This window comes from Hyphomonas sp. L-53-1-40, from assembly GCF_000682775.1.
Taxonomy (GTDB): domain Bacteria; phylum Pseudomonadota; class Alphaproteobacteria; order Caulobacterales; family Hyphomonadaceae; genus Hyphomonas.
The window spans coordinates 230,114-241,937 of record NZ_AWFI01000015.1 but is presented as its reverse complement, the minus strand read 5'-3'; the positions used below and the strand labels follow the sequence as shown (position 1 = coordinate 241,937).

At 58.4% G+C, this 11,824-nt stretch carries 14 protein-coding genes; 3 read left to right on the top strand and 11 right to left on the bottom strand.

What is annotated here, in order from left to right:
• From msrB to L53_RS10350, 3 genes are read right to left on the bottom strand one after another with little or no spacing between them, the layout of a single operon-like run.
• On the bottom strand, positions 1-534 hold the full coding sequence (gene msrB, locus L53_RS10360) for a peptide-methionine (R)-S-oxide reductase MsrB (RefSeq protein ID WP_034815231.1): 534 nt from the start codon (positions 532-534) through the stop codon (positions 1-3).
• Between the two features lie 59 nt (positions 535-593).
• Positions 594-773, bottom strand: coding sequence for a DUF2164 domain-containing protein (locus tag L53_RS17360; RefSeq protein ID WP_255342021.1), 180 nt, complete (start codon positions 771-773; stop codon positions 594-596).
• 46 nt (positions 774-819) lie between these two features.
• Positions 820-1,767 carry a prephenate/arogenate dehydrogenase family protein gene (locus L53_RS10350; protein ID WP_034814884.1) on the bottom strand — a complete coding sequence of 316 codons (948 nt, stop codon included), beginning with the start codon at positions 1,765-1,767 and terminating at the stop codon, positions 820-822.
• Between the two features lie 177 nt (positions 1,768-1,944).
• Here L53_RS10350 and L53_RS10345 point away from each other — a divergent pair, with 177 nt between their 5' ends.
• On the top strand, positions 1,945-2,322 hold the full coding sequence (locus tag L53_RS10345) for a DUF983 domain-containing protein (RefSeq protein WP_034814882.1): 378 nt from the start codon (positions 1,945-1,947) through the stop codon (positions 2,320-2,322).
• Here the strand turns inward: L53_RS10345 and L53_RS10340 are convergent.
• Positions 2,319-2,663 carry a P-II family nitrogen regulator gene (locus tag L53_RS10340; protein WP_034814880.1) on the bottom strand — a complete coding sequence of 115 codons (345 nt, stop codon included), beginning with the start codon at positions 2,661-2,663 and terminating at the stop codon, positions 2,319-2,321. The two genes, L53_RS10345 and L53_RS10340, sit on opposite strands and share 4 nt — an antisense overlap.
• Positions 2,664-2,731: 68 nt before the next feature.
• The gene (locus L53_RS10335; RefSeq protein WP_034814878.1) at positions 2,732-3,475 is read right to left on the bottom strand and encodes a class I SAM-dependent methyltransferase; all 744 of its coding nucleotides are present in this window, start codon (positions 3,473-3,475) and stop codon (positions 2,732-2,734) included.
• Positions 3,476-3,513: 38 nt separating this feature from the next.
• Here L53_RS10335 and gloB point away from each other — a divergent pair, with 38 nt between their 5' ends.
• Together gloB and L53_RS10325 are read left to right on the top strand one after the other, a co-directional pair.
• Entirely contained in the window at positions 3,514-4,287 is a 774-nt protein-coding gene (gene gloB / locus L53_RS10330; RefSeq protein WP_034814876.1) for a hydroxyacylglutathione hydrolase, read from the top strand.
• On the top strand, positions 4,287-4,733 hold the full coding sequence (locus L53_RS10325) for a cupin domain-containing protein (protein WP_034814874.1): 447 nt from the start codon (positions 4,287-4,289) through the stop codon (positions 4,731-4,733). The genes gloB and L53_RS10325 overlap by 1 nt, the downstream gene beginning before the upstream one ends.
• On the opposite strand, the gene L53_RS10320 is transcribed toward L53_RS10325, so the two are convergent.
• The 6 genes from L53_RS10320 to cysS all read right to left on the bottom strand — a co-directional run bounded on the left by L53_RS10320 (position 4,730) and on the right by cysS (position 11,493).
• Positions 4,730-5,539 (bottom strand): glycosyltransferase family 2 protein, encoded by an 810-nt coding sequence (locus tag L53_RS10320; protein ID WP_051607808.1) that lies wholly within the window; start codon positions 5,537-5,539, stop codon positions 4,730-4,732. The genes L53_RS10325 and L53_RS10320 overlap by 4 nt on opposite strands.
• Positions 5,536-6,783 (bottom strand): O-antigen ligase, encoded by a 1,248-nt coding sequence (locus L53_RS10315; RefSeq protein WP_198019791.1) that lies wholly within the window; start codon positions 6,781-6,783, stop codon positions 5,536-5,538. The genes L53_RS10320 and L53_RS10315 overlap by 4 nt, the downstream gene beginning before the upstream one ends.
• Positions 6,784-6,832: 49 nt before the next feature.
• Complete coding sequence (thrS, locus tag L53_RS10310) at positions 6,833-8,806, bottom strand: threonine--tRNA ligase (RefSeq protein WP_034814870.1); 1,974 nt, start codon at positions 8,804-8,806, stop codon at positions 6,833-6,835.
• 279 nt (positions 8,807-9,085) lie between these two features.
• Complete coding sequence (yidD, locus tag L53_RS10305) at positions 9,086-9,433, bottom strand: membrane protein insertion efficiency factor YidD (RefSeq protein WP_051607807.1); 348 nt, start codon at positions 9,431-9,433, stop codon at positions 9,086-9,088.
• 1 nt (position 9,434) lies between these two features.
• Positions 9,435-9,893 (bottom strand): iron-sulfur cluster assembly scaffold protein, encoded by a 459-nt coding sequence (locus L53_RS10300; protein ID WP_034815223.1) that lies wholly within the window; start codon positions 9,891-9,893, stop codon positions 9,435-9,437.
• 214 nt (positions 9,894-10,107) lie between these two features.
• On the bottom strand, positions 10,108-11,493 hold the full coding sequence (gene cysS, locus L53_RS10295) for a cysteine--tRNA ligase (RefSeq protein ID WP_034814868.1): 1,386 nt from the start codon (positions 11,491-11,493) through the stop codon (positions 10,108-10,110).
• Positions 11,494-11,824: the final 331 nt, after the last annotated feature.

Sequence of the window (11,824 nt, the reverse complement as noted above, 5' to 3'; positions counted from 1 at the left end):
TCAGGCCGGCTTGAAGGTCAGCGCAACGCCATTGTTGCAATACCGCAAGCCGGTCGGATTCGGCCCATCCTCGAATACATGCCCCTGATGGCCAAGGCATTGGGCGCAGTGATATTCCGTGCGCACATAAATCAGCTTGCGATCGGGTTTGGTTCCCATGGCACCCGGCAAAACATCATAGAAGCTCGGCCAGCCTGTGCCGGAATCGAATTTGGTGTCCGATGAAAACAGGGCGAGGTCACACCCGGCGCAATGATAGGTACCTGTGCGGGCCTCCTTGTTCAGGTCCGATGTAAAGGGACGCTCGGTACCCTCTTCCCGCATAACGCCGTAGGCGGCCGCGCTCAGGCGCGCGCGCCAGTCATCATCGGTGAGCTGGCGCCATTCGGAATCAGCATATTGCTCCTCATTATCGGCGTTTTCAGCGTCTGCTGCTTCCGATGTCGAATTGATGGAACAGGCGGCAAGGCCCAGTGAAGCGGCGCCGGACAGGAGCAGCGAGCGTCGGGAAATTGTGTGGGTCATGCGGTTCATACGCGGGACCATACCGAAAGGTTCAGTCTCGTACGACACACAAGCGCGTGAGCATCATGTCAGCCAGCATCCTCGACCCAGACTTCACCGTCTAGGTCCTCAAGTTTGCCCTGCAGGTGAGCGCGGACATCCGCGACAGCCTGATTGTAGACGGCCGGGCCGAGTGTCTTAAGCATCAAGTCGACGATGTCATCTGCCCGAAAGTCGCTGAGGCGCTCGTCAAATTCGGTTGCAAACAGCGTCTACAAATGGCCACGCAGCGTCGCGCGGCGCTCCTCGGTCAGTTCAAGCGCCTTCATCCTCATCTCCCTTGGGCAAGTTCCGCCCGAAGTTAATCGCCCCAGAATCCTGGCCCGCATCAATGATGGCTTTGCGGATTGAACGGGCGCGATTGAACTCGTTGAAAAGCATCTCGCCGTCGCCCCAGCGGATGGCTCGTTGCAGCGCGGCAAGATCCTCGGAAAACCGGCCAAGGCACTCAAGCACGGCGTCCTTGTTGTTCAGAAAAACATCGCGCCACATGACAGGGTCAGAGGCGGCGATACGGGTGAAATCCCTGAAACCACCAGCAGAATACTTCACGACCTCGCCCTGCTCGACAGTCTCCATGTCGAACGCGGTTGCAACAATATTGAACGCAATCAGGTGTGGCAGGTGCGAAGTGATCGCGAGTACGCGGTCGTGTCGCGCTGCGTCCATCGTTTCAACCGTTGCGCCAAGTTGCGTCCAGAACGCCTCCAGCATCGATACAGCGGCGCCGTAATTGTCATCCCCGTCTGCCAGGGGTGTCAGAATGTGCCAGGCATTCTGGAACAGGGTCGGAAAGCCCGCCTCCGGACCGGATTGCTCCGTACCGGCAATGGGGTGGCCCGGGATAATGTGCACGCGGCCATCGGCGGCGGCCGCAAGCGCTTCGGTGGCTTGGCCTTTCACTGAGCCCACATCAGTCAGAACGGCTCCCGCCTTCATCAGCGGTACAGCGTCCGCAGCAACGGCCTGCAAAGCGCCGACGGGGACACACAGGAACACGCAATCTGCCTCTGCCACGGCAGTAGCAAGATTGTCCGCGACGTCACCTAGCGCAATTCCGGCGGCGCGCTGGCGCACATCTTCACTGGAATCATAAAGGCTCACAGTCCCAGCCGCGCCATACTCCACAGCCGCCCTCGCAATGGACGCGCCGATGAGGCCAGCGCCAATGATGGCGATCTTGTTGAAGACGGGTTCGGTCATAGTATTCCTGCAGTCAGATTTCGCCCGTTCTGGTGCGGAATACGGCGACCAACGTCAAGGCCTTCATGCCCCTGCAACCATCTACCGCAGATGACACCAGCCGAGCGGTCCTTACATAGGGGTGGAAAGTGCCGGTGAAGGTCTGACCAAGCATCCGGCTCAACGAGGTCCAGAATCATGAGCCACCCCTCCCCCATCATTTCCGGCATCCGTCAGCGATGCGGCCAGTGCGGCGAAGGCAAATTGTACAGCTCCTACCTGAAGCTGAACGAGTCCTGCCCGGTCTGCGGGCGTGACATGACGGCGGCCGATACAGCAGACGGCCCAGCCTTTTTCGTAGGTTTCGGTGTACTGCTATTGCTAGCGCCGTTTCTGTTCCTGTTGCCGATGAGTCCGCTACCCTTGGTGCCGATGGTCATTGCCTTCATCGCGCTATGCGCAGCCGTGATCGGACTGTGCTTGTGGTTGTTACCGGTTGCGAAGGGCGTGCTGCTGAACCTTCAGCTCCACCATGGCGCTGAACAGGCAAGCTTCAACTCCGAAGACCAGAACTAACCGGACACAGCCTGTTCGTCGCGCTCACCGGTGCGAATCCGGATAATGCTGTCGAGATCATAGATGAAGATCTTGCCGTCGCCGATCGTGCCCGTATTGGCGGCCTGCGTGATGGCTTCGGCGTAGCGCTCAGCCGAGGCGTCAGGGCATGCGACTTCCACTTTGACCTTGGGCAGGAGGCGCACTTCATATTCTGCGCCGCGATAAACTTCGGTTTTGCCAAGCTGGCGACCATAGCCGCGCACTTCCGACACGGTCAGTCCTGTCGCGCCAGCTTCGGACAGCGCGTCAATCACCGCGTCCAATCGGCTCGGCTTGAAGATGGCTGTTACGAGTTTCATGGCGCGCAATCCTTTGATCTGTAATGCGAATTAGGAGTTTCTAAACTACCGAGGCGCGCGTAGCGGCGTCAATGGCTTTCGCGGCCATTGCTTGTCGCAGGTCGCGCCAGGCGCACTTTTTCGGTCACTGGTGCTGTAGCGCCGCCTCCAGGAGAGGCATAAAGGCGTTTCACTGCCTCCACTAGCACCACACCACCAAGCCCCGGCGCGAGCATTCGGCCCATCACTTCCCAGCCCTCGGCCGCCGAACTCACCAACGGTGTCGCCATTGGCGGCATGTAAAGCGCACTACTGGACGCTGTCACCTGAAACAGCCCGATCGAGAGCAAATTCATTAGCTGGGCGCGTGTCCAGGGGCGGCCTTGGCCAAACGGCGTCTTGGTCGCGCGCGACCACAAGCCAGACCGGTTGGACGCTGCCAAAACAATACGACCCTCTGGAGCCGTTATCCGCCAAATTTCCCGCAAATAGGCCCGCGGATTTCCCGATTCCTCGATCCCATGCAACACGATCACACGATCAAACATACCATCTGGAAAGGGCAGTCGAACATCGCCTATGGCGACCGCTGCATTGCCTCGACCAAACGGATCCCATGAGACGGGCCCATGATCGAGCGGGATGCCTGCAACACTGCGGCTCGGCGCAGCACCGAAGGCCTCGAGCACAGGAATGGCATATCCAAGACCCAGCAGAGAGAGACCGCGCGCATCTCCCCAGAGATCCGTCAGCTTGCCGGACAGGATGCGCGTCGCTGCCTGCCCCAAAGGCGAGGCATAGAAACGTTGCAAGGTGACGGCATCCTGACGCATGAAGTGGCCTGTGCTAGTCTGGTCTGCAGGAGACGCTAATGAAGAAAATTACCCTCGACATACACAAATTTCCCTGCCTGAACGATAATTACGGCTATCTGGTTCGTGAACCTGTCTCAGGAAAGACTGCGGCAATCGATACGCCGGATGCCGAGAAATACCTTGCCGAGGCCGATCGTAAAGGCTGGACCATTACGCACATCCTGAACACGCACTGGCATCCCGACCATGCGGGCGGGAACTTGCGGATCAAGGAAGTCACGGACTGCACCATTTATGGACCAGCTGGCGAAGCGGAAAAAATTCCCGGCATTGATGTGAAACTATCCGAAGGCGACATCGTCGAATTTGGGCGCACGAGCGCGCACGTGATGGATGTGCCCGGGCATACGTTAGGCCACATCGCCTATCATTTCTCAGATCAAGACGTCGCATTTGTCGGAGATGCTGTCTTTGCACTTGGTTGCGGCCGTGTTTTTGAAGGCACGATGGAGATGATGTGGCGCAGCCTGTCCAAGCTGAAAGCTCTGCCGCCAGAAACCCTGCTCTACTGCGCGCACGAATATACACAGGCCAACGCACGGTTTGCCGTCACGGTCGACCCGGAGAATAAAGCACTTGCGGATTACGCGCTATGGATTGACGAGCGTCGTGCAGAGGGCCTTCCAACTGTTCCAACACGGTTGGACAGAGAACTTGCCACGAACCCATTCTTGCGTGCCGACGATCCCGTACTCCAAGCGGCTATGGGCTATCCTGGAAACGCCGTCGAAACCTTCGCCGAAATCCGTGGACGCAAGGACCGCTTCTGATGCGAGGTATCTCCGGAGATCTCGGCGCCCGAGAGATCATCCGCATGCTGGATCTGACCCCTCACCCAGAGGGAGGACACTTCCGGGAAACGTATCGCGCGCCGACACCGGACGGAAACCGCGCCAATTCCACGATGATCTATTATCTGCTGCAAGCTGACGAAGTCTCGGCATGGCATAGGGTCGATGCCGACGAATTCTGGCTATGGCATGCGGGCGGCCCTCTTTCCCTCACGCTATCATCGCCCGCCGGCCAAGGGGCAATTGCAGTAATGCTAGGCCCTGACCTGCGGGCTGGGCATCGCCCGCAACTTCTGGTCCCATCGCAGTACTGGCAGACAGCGGAGACACTGGGCGCATGGACCCTGGTCAGTTGTATTGTTGCCCCGGGCTTCGAATTTGGCGGATTTGAAATGGCCCCCGATGATTGGCGTCCAACCGTCTAGCGACGGGCCTTGAGGGCGCGCACCATAACTGGTGAAATCAGCGTCACAACCAGACGTTCTAGCGGGCCGTTCGTAAATTTTTTGAAATACTTCACAAGGCTACGCGCCTTGTGTTCGACCACAGCCTCAGAGGGAACATCCGACGTCGACCCATAATGCAATGCGCCCGCATGAGGTTGATAGACTACGCTGCCGCCAGACTTCAGGACCCGGCGACAAAGATCGACATCTTCGACGTGCAGAAAATAGCCCTCGTCGAACCCTCCCATCTTGCGAAAGGCCTGACGATCCATCATGAAAAAAGCACCTGACACTGCACCGACTTCGATGGAGTTGCGAGGCGGCGGCTCATTTTCCAGCGTCCACTTACCGAACCCCATCGCTCGCAAGAGCGTCAGCGTGTTGCGCCGCGCGCCTCGCTCCTCACGTCCGTGGATATCAAAAATCTTGCCGCCGACCAGGACGGGTTCTGCGCGCTTGTCCATTGCCGCCACCAGTCTCGCAAGTGACCCGCGACGCAGAACCGCATCCGGATTGATGACAAGAAGCAGCTTGCCGAGCGCCCCCGCCGCACCTTTGTTTACACCAGCCCCAAATCCAGGATTTGTTCCATCACGGACGATATGGATTTTATCGGAACCTGCCTCGAAATTATCGATCCAGGACTGTTCTTCTGGTCGGTTTCCATTATCGACAATAACAATTTCAGAAATATCCGGATCGGACTTCAAGGCGTAGAGACATTCATGCAAGCGCGGGCCGGTATGATAGGTCACAACGACTGCCGTAATTGTCGGGAGAGTCATCCAAGCGATCCTCTCACACGGCGAGACAGCACAATCAGCGCAACGACAGCGAGCGCCAATGTCGACCAGAAAGCTTCATTCCAGACACTATAGGAAAAGCTGAACAGGCAGAACGCTGCCGCCAGCATGCCGCCAATCGCGTAGCGAACATCCGCGCGTAAATTGTGTCCAATTGGCAGTCGCCACCCAATCAGCAAAATGGTGAGTGCCGCAACCAATGCACCAACTGCGCCCGTCTCGGCCCATATCTGCAAGGCCATATTGTGCGGATGCCCCGGAACGACCGGATAGCGCGCCCAAAAATCCGGCAATTGCGCCATCCATTCCGGATAGGCTGCATAGGTGTCCTGCCAAGACTTTGATGCTTCGATACCATGCCCCATCAGCGGTGCCTCCCGGATTTTTCCAATCACGACTTCCCACGACCAAGCGCGAGATTGGAAAGATCCCGGCAAGTTCATGCCACTTCGCCCCAACATATAGAGCACCCCACTCATCACGATCGGCGCTAGCGCGATATAGGCGGCGACAGCTGTGAACAGCCCGCGCAGGCCAAACTTTGGAAAGACCCGAACAATGACGAAAGCGACGAGCATCAAAATCGCGCCAAACATGGCGGCTGACGAACCTAGAACGCCGAAGCTGACAAGGCTGGCCAGCGCGATCATCAGTGCGAGCCCCTTCCATGCCAAGCCTGGCCGAGCACCCACATATGCAACCAGTACAGGCAGTACGAGCGCAAAAGCGTTCGCACCCCGGTCAAGGTTCTGGAAGCCCGAGGAATGATTGAGCGGATCATCCCCGTAGAAGACGGGCATCACTGAAGTCGCGAAGACCGGGCTGAGCAGGATCAGCAGACCATGTATGGAGAGACTTCCCAATATCAGGCGGGACGAGATCTGCGCGCGCCCGGGCGCAGTTCGCAATGCACCGGCTATCAAGAGCGTGGTGAAGAAAAGCGTCAATATGATGCGCAGCCCGGCGGACCGAATGGCAAAGTCGCCGCCCATCAATGTCCCACTGATGATTCCCCGCGAGACCGGAGACCAGGACTCACTCGCAACGGCCCAGACCAGAAAGGCCATGCCCGCCAGCAGGTAGTGGGCGGGACGGATACCGGGCCGTGCAACAAATAATGCAGGAATCGCAGCCAGCGCGAGCAGCAGGACGTTACCTTGCGTCCCTGCCATGGAGGTCAAAGGCCACAACAGGAAGGCCGCGGCGAGAAAAGGTGCGTAGCTCATGCCGCGCATCTTTTCGTGTTCCGCAGTACCTGTCACCTGTTGATCCGGACTAGTCGGACTTCAGGTCTGGTGCGAGGGCTTCTTGGGCGAGATCGCGGCAGGCATCCTCCAGCAAGATCATTTGCTGACCATTGCTGCCAAGCCGACGCAACGCCAGTGTACGGTCCTCAGCCTCACGACCACCAACCACCGCAATGATTGGCACTTTCTGAACCGAATGCTCGCGAACCTTGTAGTTAATCTTCTCATTGCGAAGATCGGTCTCGACGCGCAGTCCGGCCTTGCGCAAAGCAGCCGCTGCTTCCTCAGCGTACTCGTTCGCTGCGTCTGTGATCGCCGCAACGACAACTTGCACCGGTGACAGCCACATAGGGAAAGCGCCGGAAAACTCCTCGATCAAGATACCGATAAAGCGCTCCATCGAGCCCAGGATGGCGCGGTGCAACATGACCGGGCGCTGCTTTGAACCGTCCGACGCCGTATATTCAGCGCCGAGACGCTCTGGCAGAACATAGTCCAGCTGCAACGTACCACATTGCCAAACCCGGCCGATCGCGTCCGTGAGTTGGAATTCAAGCTTGGGTCCGTAGAAGGCCCCTTCCCCGGGCATGATCTCACAGGGCAGGCCCGCTGCATCAACGGCGTCCTGCAGGCCTTTCTCGGCCCGGTCCCAGGTTGCGTCATCCCCGGCCCGGACATCCGGACGTGTGGAGAGTTTCACGGCGATATTCTCAAAGCCGAAATCCTGGTACACGTTTTCGAGCAGGCGACAGAAGCGGATAGACTCTTCGACGATCTGGTCTTCACGGCAGAAGATGTGCGCATCGTCCTGTGTGAACTGACGGACCCGCATGATGCCGTGCAGCGCGCCATGCGGCTCGTTGCGATGGCAACAGCCGAATTCCGCAAGGCGCAGCGGCAAGTCGCGATACGATTTCTGTCCCTGTTTGAAGACTTCGACATGCGCCGGACAGTTCATGGGTTTCAACGCCATCAGTTTGGCATCTTCAGGCACCGAAATATCCACGCCTTCGTCACCCTCGGGGATGAAGTCCGGAACGATGAACATGTTCTCGCGATACTTGCCCCAGTGACCGGATTTCTCCCACTGAACCGAATCCATCAATTGCGGCGTCTTGATCTCTTCATAGCCGGCCGCGTCGAGACGCCGGCGCATATAGGATTCGATCTGCAGCCAGATCTGATAACCTTTTGGATGCCAGAAGATGGACCCGGCAGCCGCAAGGCCGTCGAGATGGAACAGGTCGAGTTGCGTCGCGAGTTTGCGATGGTCACGCTTTTCGGCCTCTTCGAGGCGCAGCAGATGCGCCTTGAGGTCTTTCTCATTGGCCCAAGCCGTGCCGTACATGCGCTGGAGCATTTCGTTCTTGGAGTCGCCACGCCAATAGGCGCCCGCCAGCTTCATCAGCTTGAAGGCCTTCGGCAACTTGCCCGTGCTGGGCAGGTGCGGGCCGCGACAAAGGTCGAACCAGTCGCCTTGCTTGTAGACTGTGATTGCTTCGCCCGACGGAATGATGTCGTCGATGATCCGCGCCTTGTAGTCTTCGCCGATCTTCTTGAACGTCTCGATGGCCTGGTCCTTGTCCCAGACCTCGCGGACAATCGGATAGTCCGCGTCGACAATCTCGCGCATTTTCTTTTCGATCTTCTCGAAATCTTCCGTCGAGAACGGCTCTTCGCGGGCAAAGTCGTAATAGAAGCCATCATCAATGACTGGGCCAATCGTGACCTGCGCGTCGGGATAGAGTTCCTGTACCGCCTGGGCGAGCACGTGGGCCGCATCATGGCGGATCAGTTCGAGGCCTTCGGCATCATTCGCCGTGACGAGTTCCACCTTTGCGTCGCCATCGAGCGGGCGCATTAAATCTCTCAACTCGCCGTCAACCCGGGCGGCGAGCGCCTTCTTGGCGAGGGAATTGGAAATCGATTTGGCGACGTCAAAGGGCGACGCGCCCTCTTCATATTCGCGGACGGAGCCGTCTGGCAGGGATACTTTGATCATGGTCTAATCTTTTCGTGCATTCTTGCGCTCTGTACAGCGCGGCAAATTCGGTTCCGGTCGGGCCCTTTATCCGGCGTCTGCTTAACGCGACTTCACCAGATTTCCCACCCCATACGCATTTCTCGCGCAGTGGCGGGGTTTTCGGACCCTATCCGGGCTTCTTTTGGGCTGTTTATGGGTACATGAAGCGGGCGCGCACAAAGGCGCAGCCAAGGGGCGCGTCAGGCACCCCGGCGAGTTCGTGTGGTCAGGCCAACAGGGCCAAGAAGGCAACGAATATCACTCATCGGGTTTCATATGGCATGAGGACGGGCGGTTTTCAATTCGTTCCATGGCCTTGCGCGCCGACCATTCGCCATACCGCCAAGGCTGCCAGACCGGCACATCAGGCAGGGTTTCCGGCACCGGGTCCTTGCCGAGACTGCCGCCCGGTCGGCACCGGATGAACCGTGCCAGTCCCATCCATATGCCTGGCCACCATCCAAACCGCGCAACACATTCGGCGCCATATTCACTGCAGGTGGGCGTGTGCTGGCAGCGCGCGCCGAACGCGTAAAACACCTGGCTTGGGCCATGCTTGTAGACCCAAAGCAGACCATTCGCTGATCGACGCCGCAACCCGGCCATCTCAGCCTGCCGTCTTGCGGGCGAGACCGCGGCTTGCCAATGCCTCCTCGATGGCAGCAACCGCCGCCTCAAAAGCCAGCAGCGTGGACGTATGGCGAGGGGGATAATCGGCCACGGGTTCCAGATGGCGCAGCTCCCAGAAGCGGCCTTCCGGCGGAGGTCCATTGTCTTTCAGCATGTCTTTCAAAGCGTCTCGCGCCGCGATCACCTCTTCAGTCGTTGCACCGATAGCGTGTTCTGTAAGGATCGAGGTAGCCGCCTGCCCGAGAGCGCAAGCCTTTGGATCCACTGCGATGGCCATGATGCGCGCGCCCGCTTCGTCCAATTTCAGATCAACCTTCACGGTCGAACCGCACACACGCGATACCTTCAGGACAGACCCGTCAGGATCTGTCAGATCACCCACATGCTGGATGTCTGCTGCGAGTTCGAGAACACGATTGTGGTACAGTTCGCTCATCGCCTGAAACATGGCCTTCGCAGGCGCACGGCGCAAGGCTGAGGCACGGTGACAAAAAATGCCGCCTGACTCAGGCGCGAACGCGAGGCAGGCGGCAAAGGCGTGTCGTGCATTGAAAACGGGGCGCTCAGGCCGTGGCCCGAACACACAGGAGCGGCCTGTTAAGGTCAATTAAAGCTTCCGTCATCGGGGCAATTGCAGTCCGCCTGAAAAATCAAATACGTCGCCAAGTCGAGCCACCGGCCCCATCCATGATCTCAATACCTTCGGCAGCAAGTTGATCACGAATTCGGTCAGCTTCAGCCCAGTCCTTGGCTGCGCGCGCATCGATACGCGCCTGAACAAGTCCATTGATGCGGTCATTGCCATCATCATCCCCGCCCTGTTCCCAGGCTTTGGGAGTCAGGGTCAAAAGCCCAAGCATTTCGCCGGCATCGAGCAAATTTGCGCGGGCCGTCGCCATAGCATCCGTATCTCCCTTGTCCGCCGCCATGTTCGCTTCGCCGGCAATGCGCGAGAGCGAAGCGAGCGCTTCGGGTGTATTCAGATCATCACAAAGTGCGTCGAAGACGCCCCGGTCATCGACTTCACCGCCTTCAGCGTCCCACACACGGCGCAACGCGCCATAAATCCGGTCGAGCGTTGTCTTGGCCTGTTTCAGCAAGTCTTCCGTCCAGTCGAGCGGCGCGCGGTAATGCCCGCTCAGCATGGCAAAGCGCAGCACTTCACCGTGCCATTGCTTCAATAGCTCGTGCACCAGAACTACATTGCCGAGCGATTTCGACATCTTCTCGCCGCCCATATCCAGGAAACCATTGTGCATCCAATAGTTCGCCATGATCTCGCCATGCGCGCATTCGGACTGGGCAATTTCGTTTTCATGATGCGGAAACTGAAGATCAATCCCGCCACCATGAATGTCGATCGTCTTGCCGAGATGCTTTGCGGCCATGGCCGAGCATTCGATATGCCAGCCGGGACGTCCCCTGCCCCACGGGCTGTCCCAGATCGCATCTTCTGGTTCACCTTCCTTGGCGAATTTCCAGAGCGCGAAGTCGGCTGGGTCGCGTTTGTCTTCGTCGACAGCAACGCGTGCGCCGGCTTCATTGTCTTCGAGCTTGCGACCAGACAGCTTTCCATAATCCGGCATGGAATTGACCGAAAACCAGACGCCTTCCTTGCCGACATAGGCGTAGCGCTTGCGGACGAGTTTCTCGATCATCTCGATCATCTCGCCGACATGATCGGTCGCCCAGGGCTCAATGCTCGGCGCGAGCACGTTCAGCGCGGTCGTGTCGGAGTTGTAGATTTGGGCGAATTTCTTCGTAATCGCCTCAATCGGTTCGCCGGTCTCGACGCTGGCCTTGATGATCTTGTCTTCAATATCGGTGATGTTGCGCGCGTAGATCACCGCATCCTCACCATACACCCTCATCAGCAGGCGCCGCAGCACATCGAACACAATGGGCGGACGCGCATTGCCGATATGGGCGTAATTGTAGACAGTCGGGCCGCAGACATACATCGTCACGCGCGCCGGATTCTGCGGATGGAAAACGCGCTTTTTGCGCGCGGCGGTGTCGTAGATGCGGATTGTCATGGTTTTTGGGCTCGATTTCGGAAGTCTGGACGTATCGCTGGCGCTACGGGTAGCTGGCCAGCTCTAATGGCGTGTTGATGCGTTAACAGCAACACCGGCAGGCAGGACGACAACAAAATCGAACACGTTCCATGTCGACGGCGATATCATCGGCGCGTAGAAAAGCCAAGAATGGAGTCATCCAGTCGCGCGACGTCAGCGTAGAAAGGGCTGGAAACAAGGCCATCGCACCCTTATGTTCCTCATATCGCCCTGAGGGTATCAACTCCGGGCGGGCGTTAAGTCCGGGCAGGGGAGCATTTTTACGCTTTCCCAGACCAAGCCTCGGCTC

Excerpts from the sequence above, each read along its gene's own strand:
- L53_RS10350 (WP_034814884.1), bottom strand. The coding sequence starts at position 1,767 with ATGACCGAACCCGTCTTCAACAAGATCGCCATCATTGGCGCTGGCCTC.
- L53_RS10320 (WP_051607808.1), bottom strand. The coding sequence starts at position 5,539 with ATGACTCTCCCGACAATTACGGCAGTCGTTGTGACCTATCATACCGGC.
- thrS (WP_034814870.1), bottom strand. The coding sequence starts at position 8,806 with ATGATCAAAGTATCCCTGCCAGACGGCTCCGTCCGCGAATATGAAGAG.
- L53_RS10340 (WP_034814880.1), bottom strand. The coding sequence starts at position 2,663 with ATGAAACTCGTAACAGCCATCTTCAAGCCGAGCCGATTGGACGCGGTG.
- msrB (WP_034815231.1), bottom strand. The coding sequence starts at position 534 with ATGAACCGCATGACCCACACAATTTCCCGACGCTCGCTGCTCCTGTCC.
- cysS (WP_034814868.1), bottom strand. The coding sequence starts at position 11,493 with ATGACAATCCGCATCTACGACACCGCCGCGCGCAAAAAGCGCGTTTTC.
- L53_RS10300 (WP_034815223.1), bottom strand. The coding sequence starts at position 9,893 with ATGAGCGAACTGTACCACAATCGTGTTCTCGAACTCGCAGCAGACATC.
- L53_RS10345 (WP_034814882.1), top strand. The coding sequence starts at position 1,945 with ATGAGCCACCCCTCCCCCATCATTTCCGGCATCCGTCAGCGATGCGGC.
- L53_RS10335 (WP_034814878.1), bottom strand. The coding sequence starts at position 3,475 with ATGCGTCAGGATGCCGTCACCTTGCAACGTTTCTATGCCTCGCCTTTG.
- L53_RS10325 (WP_034814874.1), top strand. The coding sequence starts at position 4,287 with ATGCGAGGTATCTCCGGAGATCTCGGCGCCCGAGAGATCATCCGCATG.
- L53_RS10315 (WP_198019791.1), bottom strand. The coding sequence starts at position 6,783 with ATGAGCTACGCACCTTTTCTCGCCGCGGCCTTCCTGTTGTGGCCTTTG.
- yidD (WP_051607807.1), bottom strand. The coding sequence starts at position 9,433 with ATGGCCGGGTTGCGGCGTCGATCAGCGAATGGTCTGCTTTGGGTCTAC.
- gloB (WP_034814876.1), top strand. The coding sequence starts at position 3,514 with ATGAAGAAAATTACCCTCGACATACACAAATTTCCCTGCCTGAACGAT.